Raw genomic sequence first — 16,632 nt, 5'->3', positions numbered from 1 at the left:
CAGGGAGAGATCTATGTGCGGAATTGTGGCCGGAGTCAGTACCGGCAGAATCATGCCCGTCCTTTTGGAGGGCTTAAGGCGTCTTGAGTACCGCGGCTACGACAGCTGCGGCGTTGCGGTGATTGAAGACGGAAAAATCCGTCGTGCGCGCTCCGTGCAGCGTGTGCATGAACTCATTGAGCAGGTCGAAAACGAGAAAATCGACGGCACGATCGGTATTGCCCACACCCGCTGGGCCACGCACGGCAAACCTGTTGTGGAAAACGCGCACCCGCATATTGCAGGCGGGCGCATTGCGCTCGTGCATAACGGCATCATTGAAAATTTTGCCGAACTGCACGATGAACTGCAGGCCAAAGGCGTGGTCTTTACGAGTCAGACGGATACGGAGGTGCTCGCGCACCTTGTGAATTCCTACTACGAGGGAGACCTTCTTGCGGCCGTGCAAAAGGCTTTAAACCGCGTGCGCGGAGCATACGCCATCGCCGTTTTTGCGCTCAATGAACCGCAGCGCATTGTGGCGGCGCGTCAGGGGTCGCCCCTGGTGGTGGGGTTAAGTGAGACCGGAAATTTCGTGGCTAGCGACGCAATGGCTTTGGCAGGCGTCACCGACAACATCATTTTCCTTGAAGACGGTGATGTGGCTGACGTGACGCTTGGAAACGTCCGGATTTTTTCGCACAAAGGGACGGACTATCCGGCTGTTTGCCGCCAGCCCATGCGGGTGCAGACGTATTCGGGTGCGGCAGAGCTCGGACCCTACCGTCACTACATGCAGAAGGAAATCTTTGAGCAGCCCCGCGCAATTGCCGACACGCTCGAAGGCGTGGAAGGCATCACGTCCACGATTTTCGGCCGTCAGGCGGCAGAGGTTTTCCCGGGCGTCAAGCGCATTCTGATGCTTGCCTGCGGAACGAGCTACTACGCGGCGCTTACCGCCAAGTACTGGCTGGAGTCGGTGGCGGGCATCGCCTGCGACGCGGAAGTGGCTAGTGAATACCGCTACCGCACGCCCGTGACGGATCCGGAGACGCTTGTGGTGACGATTTCGCAGTCGGGCGAAACCGCGGATACGATTTCGGCGCTCAAATTTGCGCAGAGCCGCGGCATGGACAAGACGCTCACGATCTGCAACGTGGCGCAAAGCGCCCTGGTGCGCGAAAGCCGTCTGCACTACATCACGCGCGCGGGTGTCGAAATCGGGGTGGCAAGCACCAAGGCCTTTACAACACAATTGACGGCGCTTTACCTCCTTACGCTGGTCTTTGCCAAGATCAGGGGAAGGCTGACTGCAGAGGCTGAGGCCGACGCTTTAAACCGTTTGCGGCATATTCCAACGGCGCTTACCGCAGTGCTTGCGCTGGAACCCCAGATCATCGCCTGGGCCGAACGGTTTGCCCGCAAGGAGCACGCGCTTTTTCTGGGACGCGGCATGCACTATCCGATTGCGCTTGAGGGGGCACTGAAACTCAAGGAAATCAGCTATATCCACGCTGAAGCCTACCCGGCCGGGGAATTAAAGCACGGGCCTCTGGCGCTTGTGGATGAAAACATGCCCGTGGTGACGATTGCGCCCAATGACGAGCTCATTGAAAAATTAAAGAGCAACATGCAGGAGGTGCGGGCCAGAGGCGGTGAACTTTATGTGTTTGCCGACGCCGACACGGCGATTGCCCCCGCCGACAACATGCACGTGATTCAGATGCCGGAAAACTACGGTGATCTCTCGCCCGTGCTGCATGCGGTGCCTCTGCAGCTTTTGGCGTATCACACGGCCCTGGCGCGCGGCACCGACGTTGACAAACCGCGGAATCTCGCAAAAAGCGTGACGGTCGAATAAGCAAAACTACAAAGACGCGGTCGGTTGCCCGAGAGTATGATTTTTTCCCGTAGTGCTCCGGTCAAAGAGGGCCTTATCCCTTAAACCGGCGCGTCTAGCCATGATGTCGGGAGGCAGGTGCTCAATGCCTGTTTTCCCGTGTTTGTTGCAGGTTTAGTTATGGAAAAGAAAAACATCGATTGGGCCAAGCTCGGCTTCGGCTACACGAAAACGGACTACCGCTGGCAGTCTGAATGGAAGGACGGCGCCTGGGATCAGGGCGGACTGATTACCGATGAGCACATCAGCCTTCTGGAATCGGCCTGTGTGTTTCACTACTCGCAGAGCTGCTTTGAGGGCCTGAAGGCCTACACGACGAAGGACGGCCATATCGTCACCTTCCGTCCGGACTTAAACGCCAAGCGCATGGCCGACTCTGCGGCCCGCCTTGAGATGCCCGCCTACCCGGTGGAGCGTTTCGTGCATGCCGTGGAAGAAGTGGTGCGCGCCAATGCCGCCTGGGTTCCGCCCTACGGTACGGGCTGCACGCTTTACATCCGCCCCGTGATGATCGGCTCGGGCCCGCAGATCGGTGTGGCGCCGGCTCCTTCGTATCTTTTCCGCGTTTTCTGCATGCCGGTGGGCGCCTACTTTAAGGGCGCCGTCAAGCCCCTGAAGGTGCGCATCGCGGAATACGACCGCGCGGCACCTCACGGCACGGGCCACATTAAGGCGGGTCTTAACTACGCCATGAGCCTGTACCCGACCATGGAAGCGCACCGCGAAGGCTACGCTGAAAACATTTACCTCGATCCGCAGACCCGCACGTATATTGAAGAAGCGGGCGGCGCCAATGTGCTCTTTGTTGACAAGGACAATCAGCTCATTGTGCCGAAGAGCCCCTCGATTCTGCCGTCCGTCACGCGCCGTTCGCTCGTGTATGTGGCCGAACACTATCTCGGACTCAAGGTGATCGAACGCCCGGTGGCGCTTGCCGAAGTCAAGGACTTTAAGGAATGTGCGCTCTGCGGTACGGCGGCCGTGATGGCGCCCGTTGGTGAAATTCATACCGCCGACGGCGTGATCCGCTTCCCCTCGGGCATGGAAAAGATGGGTGAAGTCACGGCGAAGCTGCGCAGCACCCTCACCGGTATTCAGGACGGCGAAATTGAAGCGCCTGAAGGCTGGATTGACGTGATTGTCTGATAAGACACAGACGCGCGGAGTTGTCTCTTTTACGCGCGTAAAAAAAGGCGCCGTCAGAAATTGTCTGAGGCGCCTTTTTTGCGGTCCGGAAAACCGCGTTTATGAGGCAATGAAACTCTTGATGCCCGAGCCAACAAACTGTACGCCGATGCAGATCAGGATAAAGCCCATGAGTTTGCCCAAAACGGCCATGCCCGAAGGCCCGAGGTGGTCCGAGCAGTATTCGCTCGAGCGCAGCGTAATCCAGGCAATAAGGCTCGTTGCCGCGATCGCAAGCCCCGTCATTAAAAAGGCCGTAATCATCTGCGTGCGGTCCGTGAGTTCGGCAATTTCGGTGGAAAAGCCGATCACGACGGCGATGGTACCGGGCCCTGCAATACCGGGCATGGCAATCGGAAAGAACGCGTAATCCTCTTTGTTGCGGCGCACCATCGGGGCGTTATTGGGGGAGTTGCCGCCGAAAAGCATCTGGTAGCCGATCATGGCAATCACCAGGCCGCCCGCGATACGCATGGCGCTGTAGCTGATGCCGAAAAACGCGAGCAGCATGTTGCCGGCAATCAGACTGACGATCATCACCAGGAATGAATAAATCGCAGCCCAGTTGGCCTGCTGATGGCGCTGCTCGCGCGTCATACCGACCGTCAGGCTCACAAACAGCGGAATTTTGGAAGGCGGATTGGTAATGACGACAAGCGAAACCAGCGCGCCGAAAAAATACTGCAGGTGAAGCAGGTCCAACATGATTGTTAACGCCGCAAACGGGTGGGGAGAAGTCAAAACGTCCGGTGCAGGCAGGACGGAAGCCCCCTGCCGGAAGGCAACGCCATTGTAGGCCTAGCTAAGCAAAAACACGTAACCGCGTTCTATCGCCGTACGGCCTCAGATCAAAAACAGACTCAATTGTTTACAAACTGGCTTTTCTTATTTATTGGCACGGCGCTTCTCAAACACTGGGACGGGGGTTTCTTAAAGATTGGGACAGAAGCCTAAATTTTTGATTCTTATCTACTGGGACACTGATTCTTAACCATTGGGACACAGGTACACACCTTCCGTCCGCTAATGATTGACGCTAAACAAAAAGTGCTCTTGTTAACCTACAGGAGGCTTTATGCAAAAGCATCAAACTGAGCACATCAGGGCTGTCTTGCAGGCCCTTGATGAAAACATGTCCTATCGTGAGATTGAAGCATGGCTTCATATCTCCAAAACCGCAGCAGGCCGCATCAGGACGGCGGCAGTCAATTCCGGTTTGTCTACTCAAGAACTTTGCGGGCTGGATGATGAAGACCTTCAAAAGATCTTCTATCCGCCGACAGGCAAAGTACGTGTTGATCCGGACTGGGAACAGGTTCACAGCCTTCTCAAACGAAAAAAAGTCACACTTCAAATGCTTTTCGCTGAGTACGAAAAGCAGGCTGAAGGGGAAACCTACACTTACGCGTCATATTGCAGACGCTACAACGAGTGGAAGCAGGCCAACGGCATTTTCCGTATCGAAGGCAACACACAACGCTTGCCCGGCGAGAGAATGGAAATCGACTTTGTCGGTGATGACATTCCCTGGGTTGACTCCTATGGAGAGATCCACAAATCGAGGCTCTTTGTAGCGACATTGCCATTCAGTTGTTTGATTTTCTGCAAGGCTTACCAGGATGAAACACAAGCCAGTTGGCTCGACGGCGTCATCTCAGCCTTGGAATACTTCGGAGGCTCTCCCCAGGTCCTGGTCATGGACAATGCCCGAGCCCTGGTTCAAAGAGCTCACTGGCATGAGCCTGACATCCAGCCGGCAGTGCGCTCAGTCTGCGCTTACTACTCAATGCAACCATGGGCTTGCCGGCCGGCAAGCCCCAAACAGAAGAATCGGGTAGAAGCCGCTGCCGGGGATGTTGAGCGATGGATCATCGCTCAACTGACTCTGCACCAGCCGCATATTCTGGCTCCGGATATCGATACGCTTAACAGCCTGATTCGCAGGCGCATTGATGAAATCAATGCCCAGCCGTTCAGATCCAAAGGCTCAACCGGATCACGCCTCCAGAAATATGAGGAAGAAGAACGATCCTGTATGCGGGCTCTGCCGCCGTTGCGCTACGAACTGGGGCAATGGCGCTTGCTCGTTGCTGACAAGGCACACTGCATTCGTATCTCTTCTGATGCCGGGCACCGCTACAGCGTTCCTGCCGCCTATGCGCATAAAAAAGTTGCTGTGCGCATCTGCAGTAACACTGTCGAGATTTACGATCCGGACAGCAATCAAATGCTGGGGCGGCACATTCGCTGCACGAATCAGCACGGTGAGAAAACACACATTCTTGAAGAACACCTGACTGCGGCAGAAAAGAGTTATCGAAAGACTCCGGCTGACTGGATAAAGATTTTCATCCAAAAAGGATTATCCGAAGCCTTGGCAGATCGGCTTGTCTCTGTGCTGCAGGACAAACAGGGCAAATTTCCCGGCAGCCGCACTTGTTGCGCACTTCTGAGGCTTACCAAAACCTACACGCCGGCCATTCTGCGCAAAGCCGTAGCGCAAGCTCTGGAAGACGATGTCGTGAGCTACCGCTACATAAAGCTGCTCAGTGAAAAGTACAGCGTTGCTGCGGCTACTAACCGCAGTCTCTTTGTCAAAGAAGCAGAGCCGGTTGACATCCGGCACGAAAACATCCGCAATAACTATGAATAAGGAACAGAGATGACTACGTCATTTATTGATTTGAAGCCGCTGTTTAAGCGGTTGCGCATGAGCAGTGTCTGTGAGCATGCCTGGGAACTGGACAAGGATCCCGCAACAGCCGCCCTGACACACGCTCAATGGATCGAAACCCTCTTGAGAGCTGAAATCGTCCGCCGTGAAGATAAAGCGCTCAAGCGTCGCATTCAGGATGCCCAAATTCGCTACGTCGATGCCTGCTTCAGTGACGTTGACTATGACCCCGTCAGGTGTCTGGATAAGGCATTCATTGCCCAGCTGGCCAGTTGTGACTGGATCCGGCACCACCAAAACCTCATCATCACCGGGAAAACCGGCTGCGGTAAGACATGGATGGCATCAGCCGTGACAAGGGCGGCTTGTTTAGCTGGTTTCACTGCCAGAACTTACCGACTTGCTCACCTGCTGGCTGCAATTAAGGCCGGAGAAACTGCTCTTTTGGAATACAGGAAGCTCAGTAAAGAGTTGGAACAAGTAGACCTCTTGGTTCTTGACGATTGGGGAATCGGAACCGCTGACCGATCAGCTCTGGCCGGCCTGTATGACATCATAGACAAAAGGTGTCACTGTAAAAGCACGCTGGTTGTCAGTGTGCTGCCGGTAAGGCATTGGGCTGAATTTCTTAACGATGCGACACTGGCCGATTCAATTTTGGACCGACTCGTTAAATCCAGCCATAGACTGGAAATGGACGGTCCTTCCATGAGAGATAAAGCACAGTACGGAGCAATTCCAAGAATTAAACGCGACTGATTGAACCGATAACACGACTTTCCCACCGCTCTCCCGGCCTACGGCCCACTTAGTAGGGTGAGCGGCCGGGAGAGCCGTGGAAAAGTCTGCGCTGTCCGTACGCCGTCGTCCTGCGTTCCTCCAATAAAAAAGCGCCGAAGCTTAACTCGCTCGGCGCCGTAACGGACTGTCCCAATGTTTGAGAAAGGGGGGGTCCCAATGTTCGATATACACCGTCCCAATGTGTGTGAAATTCCACAAACTGTAAGAAAGCGCGTAACGCAGGGAAATAAAGCACATTAAAATGTTGAATCCTCGTTCAGTTAAGAAGATGTCCGGGGCTTTTTGTCTTTGTTTCAGGCCTTCCGGGCCTTAACTGCCTCCCTTTTTCGGGTGACTCAGCTTTACGGAGCTTTATCAATGTCGTTCAAATTTCGCCCTCTGACTACCGCTGCGGCAGCGGTTTGCATTGCGGTTGCGCTTGCCGGCTGCGGCAACAAACAGTCGGCGCAGCAGATGAAGGCGCCTGCGACGCAGGTTGAAGTGGCTCAGATGCAGCTTGTTTCCGCAACACTGCGTGCGGAACTGCCGGGCCGCACCAGCGCCTACCGCGTCGCCGAGGTCCGCCCCCAGGTCACGGGCATCATTGAAAAGCGCCAGTTTGAGGAAGGCGCCGAAGTCAAAGCCGGCGATTCGCTCTATCAGATTGACGCAAGCCTTTATAAGGCCCAGGTTCTCTCGGCGCAGGCCGCCTTAAAGCAGGCCGAAGCCACGCTCGCACTGCGTCAGGCCGACGCCAGGCGTTCCGCTCAGCTTGTCAAAGCCAATGCCGTGAGCAAACAGTCCGATGATTCAGCCCAGGCGCAGCTCAAAGTCGCCGTGGCTGAGGTGGCTGCCGCCAAGGCCGCCCTTGAAACGGCAAGCATCAATCTGCGCTACACCAAGGTCACAAGTCCTATTTCCGGTCAGGTTTCCTTGTCTGAAGTAACGCCCGGGGCCCTGGTGACGGCCAATCAGGCCTCGCGTCTGACGGTCGTGCAGCAGCTCGATCCGATTTACGTTGACGTGACGCAGTCCTACGATGTGATGGACAAAATCCGCTCCAACATTGCCGCAGGCCGCTTAAAGGCAAGTGACGAAGGTGCGGAAGTCACGCTCATGCTCGATAACGGTGTGGCCTATCCCCATAAGGGGCGCCTCACCTTTAAGGATGCTTTGGTGGATCAGACCACGGGCACCGTGCGCATCCGTGCGGTCTTTCCCAATCCGGACCGCCGCCTGATGCCGGGGCAGTATGTGCGTGCTGTCATCAATGAAGGCGTACAGCACAACATCATCAAGCTCGATCAGCGCGCGACGATGCGTCACACCAACGGCAAACCCTATGTGTTTGTCGTCACCAAGGACAATAAGGTCGAGACGCGTGATATTGAAGTGAGCGGCACCGAAGGCGCTTTCTGGATTGTGACGGGGGGCCTGAAGGCCGGTGACCGCGTCATTGTCGAAGGGGTTCTCAAGGTCCGCCCGGGGGCGACTGTTTCGCCCGTTGAGGCTGGTGCCGCCCAGAAGGCTCCTCAGAAGCAGTAAAAACGCGGGAGAGACTGAACTATGTTGAGCCGCTTTTTTGTCGACCGCCCGATTTTTGCCTGGGTGGTCGCTATCGTGATCATGCTGGCAGGTCTGCTGTCGATCTTTAACCTGCCGGTTTCTCAGTATCCGCGTATCGCACCGCCTCAGGTGACGGTTTCGGCAACCTACCCGGGTGCCTCGGCTGAAACGATGTCGCGTACGGTGACGCAGATCATCGAGCAGAACATGACGGGTCTGGACGGCCTTTTGTACATGAGTTCCACGTCGGACTCCACGGGCCGCATGACGATTACGCTCACCTTTGAGGCCGGCACCAACCCGGATATTGCTCAGGTGCAGGTGCAGAACAAGCTCTCGATGGCTGAGCCCACGTTGCCTGAGATCGTCAAGCGTCTGGGTGTCGTGGTGCAAAAGAGCTCTGCGTCCTTCCTGATGGTTGTGGGCTTTGTGGACCGCTCGCACCGCATGAATTCCGGTGACTTGGGCGACTACCTCACCAACAACATCGAAGAGCCTCTGGCGCGCGTCAAGGGTGTCGGTGAAACCACGGTGTTCGGTGCGTCCTACGCCATGCGTATCTGGATGGATCCAGAGCTTATGAATAAATATAAGCTCATGCCCTCGGACGTTTCCTCGGCGATTTCGCAGCAAAACGTCCAGGTGGCGGCCGGTGACATCGCCGGTCAGCCTACCAACGGCAAGCGCATGATCACCGCCACGATCCGCGCGAGTTCCCTGATGACGACCTCAGACGAGTTTGCCAACATCGCGTTAAAGACGATGCCTGACGGCTCGGTTGTGCGCATCAAGGATATCGGTACGGTTGAGCTCGGTCAGGAAACCTATACCTTTGAAGGTAAGTTTGACGGCTATCCCTCTTCGGGTATCGCCATTAAGCTCGCCGCGGGCGCCAACGCTCTTGACACGGCGGCGCGCGTGCGCGACAAGGTGCAGGAACTCTCCGCGTACTTCCCCGAAGGCGTTGAGGTGATTTACCCCTTTGATACCACGCCCTTTGTGAAAAAGGCGCTGGAAGAAGTGGTGAAGACTCTGATTGAGGCCATCATCCTCGTGGTGGGCGTGATGTACCTCTTTCTTCAGAACTGGCGCGCGACGATTATTCCGACGATTGCCGTGCCGGTGGTGCTTCTGGGGACGTTTGACGTGCTCGGCATCTTGGGCTACTCAATCAACATGCTCACGATGTTCGGCCTTGTGCTTGCCATTGGCCTCTTGGTGGACGACGCCATTGTCGTGGTGGAAAACGTCGAACGCGTAATGAGTGAGGAAGGGGCAGATCCCCGGTCCGCAACGATTAAGTCCATGGGCCAGATTCAGGGGGCCCTGATCGGTATCGCCATGGTGCTTTCGGCCGTGTTTATTCCGATGGCCTTTTTCGGCGGTTCCACCGGCGTGATCTACCGTCAGTTCTCCGTGACGATTGTCTCCTCGATGGTGCTTTCAGTCATTGTGGCTCTGACTTTGACGCCCGCGCTCTGCGCCTCGATGCTCAAGCAGGTGAAGGCCGGAGCACATCTTGAGCGCGGCGGCTTTTTCGGAAAATTCAACAGCGGCTTTCGGTCGCTCACGAACGGCGTGCGCTCCTCGGTGCGCGCACTGGTGCACCGCATCGCCCGCGTGATGGTGATTTACCTTGTGCTCTGCGGCACGCTGGTCTGGGGCTACATGCATCTGCCGAGCGCCTTTATGCCGTCGGAAGACCAGGGTGTGCTGCTCATGATGATGCAGGCACCCGCGGGCGCCACGGCCGAGCGCACCGATAAGGCGCTTGACCGCTTCCAGAAGACGGTTGCACAGGCTGAAAAAGACGATGTTGCCTCAATCTTTTACGTGCGGGGCTTCTCCTTTGCCGGTACCGGTCAGAATAACGCCATGGGCTTTTTAAAGCTCAAGGACTGGGATGACCGAAAGACGGACAAGTCCAGTGTCCAGGCTATTATGGGCCGCGTGCAGGGATTGCTTTTTTCGCCGCAGTTTAAGGACGTTCTAGGCTTTGCCTTCCCGCTGCCGCCCGTGCCTGAACTCGGTGTGGCCGACGGCTTTGACTTCTACCTGCAGGACCGCTCCGGCCGAGGGCACGACAACCTCATGCAGGTGATGGGGCAGTTCCTCGCGGCCGCCAACGCCGATCCCCGTCTGCAGCAGGTGCGCTATAACGGTATGGCCGACTCCCCGATGCTGCAGGTCAATATCGACTACGACAAGGCCCGTGCGCTCGGGGTGTCCGACAACATGATCAACGACACGCTCAATTCCGCCATCGGTTCGAGCTACGTCAACGACTTCATGGATCAGGGCAAACTCAAGAAGGTCTACATCCAGGGTATTGAAAGCTCGCGTGCCGAAATCGAGGATATCGGTAAGTGGCATGTGCGCAACAGTGCGGGTGAAATGGTTCCGTTCTCATCGTTCCTTACGACGGAATGGATTTACGGTTCGCCCCGTCTGGAGCGCTTTAACGCGCTTGATGCCGTCAACATTCAGGGGTCTCCGGCGCCCGGCGTTTCTTCCGGTCAGGCCATGGCCGCGGTGGAAGAAATCCTGCAGCAGATGCCGCCGGGATACTCCATCGAATGGAACGGCGTGTCCTATCAGGAACGTGTGGCGGGCGGCAATGCCGGTCCCCTGTACGCCGTGTCGCTGCTCGTGGTGTTCCTTGCACTTGCCGCTCTGTATGAATCCTGGTCGATTCCTGTGGCTGTGATTCTGGTGGTGCCCCTGGGTGTGTTGGGTGCTCTGGGACTGACGGCTCTGTGCGGCAAGGAAAACGACGTGTACTTCCAGGTGGGGCTCCTGACCACCGTGGGGCTTGTCGCGAAAAACGCCATTTTGATTGTGGAATTTGCCCGCGAGCTCTTTGAAAGCGGCATGGACGCTCTTGCGGCCGTTGTGGAAGCCGTGCGTCTGAGACTGCGTCCGATTGTGATGACGTCTCTCGCTTTCGGTCTCGGTGTGATTCCGCTTGCAACCGCCACGGGTGCGGGCGCGGGTGCGCAGTCCGCGATCGGTGTGGCCGTTTTGGGCGGTATGCTTACCGGTACGTTCCTCTGCATCTTCTTTGTGCCGGTGTTTTATGCTCTGATCATTCAGATCTCCGGCCGCAAGAAGGACAAGACAGCCGCGGCTCCTGTAACCGATGAGAAGGAAACCAATCATGCGTAAGATTTTCACGCTTTTACCGCTGACGGCAGCGCTGCTTCTGACGGGCTGCGTGTCGCTCGCGCCTGATTACGAAAGACCGCAGACACCGGTGGAAGAGGCCTGGCCGCAGGATGAGGCGGTTAAAAACGCCAAACTTCTGACCGAAGGCCTGGCCGACTGGGCGAGTTTCTTTACCGATGCAAGGCTTAAAAAACTCATTGAGCAGGGGCTTGCGCAGAACCGCTCGCTGAGATCGGCCTTCTACAGTGTGGAAGAGGCGCGCGCTCAGTACGGTGTGTCGCGGGCGGAACTCTTCCCGTCTGTGGCGGCCGCTGCCGGTGAGTCGGCGGCGCGCTCCGTGTCGCGTACGGGTTCAAGCATCAACCGCACCTACTCGGCAACCGCGATGGCTTCTTATGAGCTCGATCTTTTCGGGCGCGTGAGAAACCTTAACGAAATGGCGCTGCAGGCGTTTTTCCAGACGCAGGCCGCGCAGCGCACCGTGCAGATGACGGTGATTACCGACATTGCACAGACGTGGCTCGCGCTGGGCGCCTCCAAGATGCAGTACAAGCTTGCGAGGGAAACGCTCACAAGCCAGGAAGAAAGCTACCGGCTCATTGTCAGAAGTTACGAGCTCGGGGCCTCAAGCCAGCTTGACGTGCAGCAGGCCGCTCAGACCGTGGCCGCAGCTCAGGCCGCGGCCGTGCAGGCTGAACGCGCGGTTTCACAGTACAGAAATGCCCTGCGGCTTTTGGCGGGCGGCACCTACGATCTGGCCCTCGAACCCGAAGGCATCGAAACCGCGACGGTTGCCGCGGTGTCGGTTGCCGGCAACATTCCGAGTGAAGTGCTTTTAAACCGCCCGGACATTGCGCAGGCTGAAGCCGTGCTGCGCTCAGCCAACGCCAATATCGGCGTTGCGCGTGCGGCGTTTTTCCCGAGTATTTCGCTCACCGGAGCTTTCGGGGGCGGCAGCACGCAGCTCTCCGACCTTTTTGATCACGCCACCAAGATCTGGAGCTGGGCTCCGCAGATTTCGCTGCCCATCTTCACGGGCGGCGCAAACATCTCCAACCTCAGAGCGGCTGAGGCGCGGCAGAAGTCGGCGCTTGCGGACTACGAGGCGGCGATTCAGGCGGCCTTTAAGGATGTGGCCGATGCTCTGGCGATGGAAGGAACCGTTGAGCGGGAACTCTCCGCCCGGCGCGACTTTGCCAAGGCCGCTGCAGAAAGCTACCGCCTTGCCACGGACCGCTACAAAAACGGTGCCGACAGCTACCTTTCGGTTTTGGACAGCCAGAGAACGAACTTCTCCGCGCAGCAGGCTCTGATCACCGCGGAACTTTCGCGCGCGGCAAGCCTCATTACGCTTTATAAGGCCATGGGAGGTGCCTCTGAACTGGCCGAGCCCGAAGGGGAGAGCAAATGACGGCTCCGGACGAAACGGCCGCGGCAAGCCGCGGCCGTAAACCCCGCAGCCCGGAAGCGCAGCTGCAGCGCCGTGAGGAAACCATGCGCTCGGCCCTGGCGTGCTTTAAGCGAAAGGGGTTTCACAACGTCTCCATGGCCGACATCGCCCGCGAAGACGGCATGAGCGTGGGAAACCTCTACAACTTCTTTGAAAACAAGGACGCCATCATTGAAGCCTTTGCCGAGCGGGAAATTCTGAGAATCCGCCGGCATCTGTGCACGGACTCGGAGCACTATGAGGAGCAGGAAGCCTGTAAGCGCGATGTCTACGAACTTACGCTTGCCAGGCTCGATCCCGTCAAGGCAAGACTTACCCTGGAAATCCTGGCCGAATCCGTGGAAAACGAACGGATCAGGCGCGCCGTGCAGCAGTTTGTCGCGGCCTGGCGTGAAGTTCTGATGCCCGTGTACCTGCACGGCGGCCGGGTAACGGACGCCGTTGCCCGTACGCGCCTTGAAGCTGATCTCGCCCTTTTGGACGGCATATGGTTAAGGGCGCTGAGTGTCAGTGATGAAGCGCAGAAGGAGGCACTTGCCCGTGAGGTAAGCGAACGCATCTGGGCGTCGGCTTCAAGAGTCTGACCCGGAAACACTTTTTACGTCTTTACAAAAAAGCGGGCTATTGCGAAAATAGTCCGCTTTTTTTGAAAGCAAAAATTCGAGCTTAAAAAGCGCCTGGTTACAGTAAATTGCTCAGGCGAAACCCTTCGGGGTGCTGGTATAAGTTGCGACAGCGGGCCGCAGAAAAAAAGGCGGCGCCGGTGCTGCAGAAGGCGCGGGACGGTTTGCTGCGGGTCTTTTTCAGACTGGGCGGATCAAAGTGAGCCTTCCGGATAAATTGTGTAAAGAATTCCGATCATGGCAAAGAAAAGAACTCCGATTTACAAGGTCCTTTATTTTCAGGTGATCTGCGCCATTGTGTGCGGCGTGCTGCTCGGCTATTTTGCGCCGGACTGGGGCGCAATGATGAAGCCTTTCGGTGACGGCTTCATCAAACTCATCAAGATGATCATCGCTCCGGTGATTTTCTGTACGGTGGTGACCGGTATCGCCGGCATGGAAGACATGAAAAAGGTCGGTAAGACCGGGGGCCTTGCGCTGCTTTACTTTGAAGTGGTTTCCACCATTGCCCTCATCGTGGGGCTGTTCATTGTGAACGTCTGCCAGCCCGGCGTAGGAATGCACGTTGATCCGAAGACACTGGACGCAGGTGCCGTTGCCGCCTACACGGGCCCGGGCAAGATGCAGACCACCACGCAGTTTCTGATGAACATCATCCCGTCGACGGTGGTGGGTGCGTTTGCGCAGGGTGAAATTCTTCAGGTGCTCTTTTTCTCGCTGCTTTTCGGCTTTGCACTGCATAAGTTCGGCGGCCGCGGCACACTCGTTTTTGACGTGATTGAAAAGAGCTCGCACGTGCTTTTCCAGATCGTGGGCATGATCATGCGCGTGGCGCCGATCGGTGCCTTCGGCGCCATGGCCTTTACGATCGGTAAGTACGGTATCGCGTCGCTTGTGCCCCTGGCCGAACTCATGGGGACGTTCTACCTTACCTGCATCCTCTTTATCTTCGTGGTTTTGGGCGGTATCTGCCGCTGGCACGGGTTCTCGATTTTCCGCTACATCGGCTACATCAAGGAAGAACTCCTCATTGTGCTCGGTACGTCTTCTTCGGAATCGGTGCTGCCGCGCATGATGGCCAAGATGGAGCACGCAGGCGTCAGTAAGTCCACGGTGGGCCTGGTGATTCCGACGGGTTACTCCTTTAACCTTGACGGCACGGCCATTTACCTCACGATGGCAGCGGTCTTTATCGCACAGGCCTGCGACGTGCAGATGACGCTTTTCCAGCAGATTACGCTTTTGGCCGTGCTGCTTTTGACGAGTAAAGGTGCTGCGGGCGTGACGGGTTCGGGCTTTATTGTTCTGGCGGCAACGCTTTCGGCGGTGGGTCACGTCCCGGTTGCGGGTCTTGCGCTCATCCTCGGTATTGACCGCTTCATGAGTGAAGCCCGTGCGCTTACCAACATGATCGGTAACGGCATTGCCTGCATCGTGGTGGGACAATGGATGAAGGATGTGAACGAAGATCAGTTAAACGAAGTGATGCATCCGGATAAACGGCATCTTGCAGAAGAAGCCGCGATGAACATGGAAGCGGATCAGATCGCAGCCTCCAAGCAGAAAAACAGCTACTCCAAGTAAGCGGTTCTGAACAAAAAGCGGCGCCAAGGAGAGAGAGCCTGAGCGCCGCTTTTTTTCGCCCGCAAAAAAACCCCGCGGAAGTTGCCTTCAGCGGGGCTCGTGCTCAGAAAAAACCTGAGCCCGCGGATTACTTCAGACGGATCGGAATGAAGATCCGGGTGCCGCCGCGCTGGATCAGTATGCGCAGCGTCTTACTCTTTTCGAGGATGTTGCCGAGATCGGTGCTCTTTTTCATCGCAATGCCGTTGACGTTCACAATGATGTCACCGGACTGGATGCCGGCCTTGCGGGCCGCACCTTCGCTTTTCACCACGAGCAGACCTTCGGTTTCAGCCTGCTGCTTTTCTTCCTCATTTAAGGCGCGGACCGTGACGCCCAGAGCCGAAGCTTTTGCCGAGGACTTCTGACCGGGCTGCCAGTCGTCGTTGCCGGACTCAGCCACCTTCACCGTCACGGTCTGAGACTTGCCGTCACGGATCACGGTGAGTTTGGCGGTGTCGCCGGGTTTGAGGGAGCCCACGATCACGGGCATGTCGCCGCTCGTTTCAACGGGCTTGCCGTTTACCGCCGTGATGACGTCGCCTTCACGCAGGTCACTCTTGGCGGCAGGGCCGGACTTATCGATCTGGGCAACGATCGCGCCCTTGGGTGTCTTTAAGCCGAAGCTTTCCGCAAGTTCCGGCGTAATGTTCTGAATCATCACACCGATGCGGCCGCGCGTGACTTTGCCGTGCTTGACGAGCTGATCCTTGATCTGAAGCGCAAGGTCAATCGGAATGGCAAAGCTCAGACCCATGAAGCCGCCGGAGGTGGAGAAGATCTGGGAGTTGATGCCCACGACTTCGCCGTCCATGTTAAAGAGGGGGCCGCCGGAGTTGCCGGGGTTTACTGCGACGTCAGTCTGAATAAAGGGCACGTACTGATCGCTCGGAAGCTTGCGGCTTTTTGCCGACACAATACCGGCGGTCACGGTGTTGTCCAGGCCAAAGGGACTGCCGATTGCCGCCACCCATTCGCCGACCTTGAGTTTGTCGCTGTCGCCCATCTTGAGAACGGGCAGATCCTTGGCTTCAATCTTCACCACGGCGATATCGGTCTTAGCGTCGCTTCCCAGCACCTTACCGCTGAACTCACGGTTGTCGGTGAGGCGCACCGTGATCTTGTCGGCGCCGTCGACCACATGATGATTGGTGAGAATCAGACCGTCAGCGCTGATGATAAAGCCCGAACCTGTGCCGCGCTGTTCCGGTTCCTCTCGGGGACCACCGAACGGAAACATCGGGAAACCGAAACGACGGAAGATTTCCGCATGGCGTTCATCAAGACCGCCGAACGGATCCGCGCCTTCGACACGGCGGGCTTCACGCACGGTGGAGATGTTGACAACGCCCTTGCCGTACTGTTCCACGAGGTTGACGAAATCGGGCAGCTGAGAGCGGGCGCTCTGTGCGGCGGGTGCATCGGCAGCAACGGCGGGGACCGTCGTCAGAACAGAGCCGGAAATAAGAGCGGCAATCGCGGCGGCAGCCGCCGTCGGTTTAATCAATTTCCTGATCATATTTTTCTTGGTTGCTCCGAGAAAAGAAGCTGTGGGGATAACGGCGTGTCTGAGGCAACCGTTTTTATAAAAAAGGCACGGACCTCAGGTCGTTTCATGATGAAGGAGACGATACAGCAAGACTCAGGCAAAAAGCGCAAGAACCCCGTTAGCATCTGTCGCTGACGG

General features: G+C 57.0%; 11 protein-coding genes. 9 read left to right on the top strand and 2 right to left on the bottom strand.

Annotated elements, in window-relative coordinates; translation table 11 throughout:
• Positions 1–13: 13 nt before the first annotated feature.
• Both glmS and NXF97_RS06410 read left to right on the top strand, forming a co-directional pair.
• A complete protein-coding gene (gene glmS, locus NXF97_RS06415; RefSeq protein ID WP_274955496.1) occupies positions 14–1,840 on the top strand; it encodes a glutamine--fructose-6-phosphate transaminase (isomerizing) in 1,827 nt (608 codons plus the stop codon).
• A 159-nt stretch (positions 1,841–1,999) separates the two neighbouring features.
• The gene (locus tag NXF97_RS06410; protein ID WP_274955495.1) at positions 2,000–3,025 is read left to right on the top strand and encodes a branched-chain amino acid aminotransferase; all 1,026 of its coding nucleotides are present in this window, start codon (positions 2,000–2,002) and stop codon (positions 3,023–3,025) included.
• A gap of 99 nt (positions 3,026–3,124) precedes the next feature.
• On the opposite strand, the gene NXF97_RS06405 is transcribed toward NXF97_RS06410, so the two are convergent.
• Complete coding sequence (locus NXF97_RS06405; protein ID WP_022372654.1) at positions 3,125–3,769, bottom strand: MarC family NAAT transporter; 645 nt, start codon at positions 3,767–3,769, stop codon at positions 3,125–3,127.
• Positions 3,770–4,139: 370 nt separating this feature from the next.
• Between NXF97_RS06405 and istA the strand changes: the two genes are divergently transcribed.
• The 7 genes from istA to NXF97_RS06370 all read left to right on the top strand — a co-directional run bounded on the left by istA (position 4,140) and on the right by NXF97_RS06370 (position 14,906).
• Positions 4,140–5,717 carry an IS21 family transposase gene (gene istA, locus NXF97_RS06400; protein ID WP_274955416.1) on the top strand — a complete coding sequence of 526 codons (1,578 nt, stop codon included), beginning with the start codon at positions 4,140–4,142 and terminating at the stop codon, positions 5,715–5,717.
• 9 nt (positions 5,718–5,726) lie between these two features.
• A complete protein-coding gene (locus NXF97_RS06395; protein ID WP_274955417.1) occupies positions 5,727–6,497 on the top strand; it encodes an ATP-binding protein in 771 nt (256 codons plus the stop codon).
• 399 nt (positions 6,498–6,896) lie between these two features.
• Positions 6,897–8,063: an efflux RND transporter periplasmic adaptor subunit gene (locus tag NXF97_RS06390; RefSeq protein ID WP_274955494.1), complete on the top strand. Its 1,167-nt coding sequence runs from the start codon at positions 6,897–6,899 to the stop codon at positions 8,061–8,063.
• A 21-nt stretch (positions 8,064–8,084) separates the two neighbouring features.
• Complete coding sequence (locus NXF97_RS06385; RefSeq protein ID WP_274955493.1) at positions 8,085–11,249, top strand: efflux RND transporter permease subunit; 3,165 nt, start codon at positions 8,085–8,087, stop codon at positions 11,247–11,249.
• Positions 11,242–12,660: an efflux transporter outer membrane subunit gene (locus NXF97_RS06380; protein WP_274955492.1), complete on the top strand. Its 1,419-nt coding sequence runs from the start codon at positions 11,242–11,244 to the stop codon at positions 12,658–12,660. Before NXF97_RS06385 ends, NXF97_RS06380 begins: the two co-directional genes overlap by 8 nt.
• Positions 12,657–13,283, top strand: coding sequence for a TetR/AcrR family transcriptional regulator (locus tag NXF97_RS06375; protein WP_274955491.1), 627 nt, complete (start codon positions 12,657–12,659; stop codon positions 13,281–13,283). The genes NXF97_RS06380 and NXF97_RS06375 overlap by 4 nt, the downstream gene beginning before the upstream one ends.
• A gap of 276 nt (positions 13,284–13,559) precedes the next feature.
• Positions 13,560–14,906 (top strand): dicarboxylate/amino acid:cation symporter, encoded by a 1,347-nt coding sequence (locus tag NXF97_RS06370; protein ID WP_022372659.1) that lies wholly within the window; start codon positions 13,560–13,562, stop codon positions 14,904–14,906.
• Between the two features lie 127 nt (positions 14,907–15,033).
• Here the strand turns inward: NXF97_RS06370 and NXF97_RS06365 are convergent, their stop codons facing one another.
• Positions 15,034–16,464, bottom strand: a complete 1,431-nt coding sequence (locus tag NXF97_RS06365) for a DegQ family serine endoprotease (RefSeq protein ID WP_274955490.1) — start codon at positions 16,462–16,464, stop codon at positions 15,034–15,036.
• Positions 16,465–16,632: the final 168 nt, after the last annotated feature.

Source organism: Duodenibacillus massiliensis (genome assembly GCF_928721995.1).
Taxonomy (GTDB): domain Bacteria; phylum Pseudomonadota; class Gammaproteobacteria; order Burkholderiales; family Burkholderiaceae_F; genus Duodenibacillus; species Duodenibacillus massiliensis.
Note: the sequence above shows the minus strand (reverse complement) of the source record. Positions and strands in the feature narration are given on the sequence as shown.

What these genes read in the sequence shown, in the direction of transcription:
- glmS (WP_274955496.1), top strand. Translation starts at nt 14, where the DNA reads ATGTGCGGAATTGTGGCCGGAGTCAGTACCGGCAGAATCATGCCCGTC.
- NXF97_RS06410 (WP_274955495.1), top strand. Translation starts at nt 2,000, where the DNA reads ATGGAAAAGAAAAACATCGATTGGGCCAAGCTCGGCTTCGGCTACACG.
- NXF97_RS06405 (WP_022372654.1), bottom strand. Translation starts at nt 3,769, where the DNA reads ATGTTGGACCTGCTTCACCTGCAGTATTTTTTCGGCGCGCTGGTTTCG.
- istA (WP_274955416.1), top strand. Translation starts at nt 4,140, where the DNA reads ATGCAAAAGCATCAAACTGAGCACATCAGGGCTGTCTTGCAGGCCCTT.
- NXF97_RS06395 (WP_274955417.1), top strand. Translation starts at nt 5,727, where the DNA reads ATGACTACGTCATTTATTGATTTGAAGCCGCTGTTTAAGCGGTTGCGC.
- NXF97_RS06390 (WP_274955494.1), top strand. Translation starts at nt 6,897, where the DNA reads ATGTCGTTCAAATTTCGCCCTCTGACTACCGCTGCGGCAGCGGTTTGC.
- NXF97_RS06385 (WP_274955493.1), top strand. Translation starts at nt 8,085, where the DNA reads ATGTTGAGCCGCTTTTTTGTCGACCGCCCGATTTTTGCCTGGGTGGTC.
- NXF97_RS06380 (WP_274955492.1), top strand. Translation starts at nt 11,242, where the DNA reads ATGCGTAAGATTTTCACGCTTTTACCGCTGACGGCAGCGCTGCTTCTG.
- NXF97_RS06375 (WP_274955491.1), top strand. Translation starts at nt 12,657, where the DNA reads ATGACGGCTCCGGACGAAACGGCCGCGGCAAGCCGCGGCCGTAAACCC.
- NXF97_RS06370 (WP_022372659.1), top strand. Translation starts at nt 13,560, where the DNA reads ATGGCAAAGAAAAGAACTCCGATTTACAAGGTCCTTTATTTTCAGGTG.
- NXF97_RS06365 (WP_274955490.1), bottom strand. Translation starts at nt 16,464, where the DNA reads ATGATCAGGAAATTGATTAAACCGACGGCGGCTGCCGCCGCGATTGCC.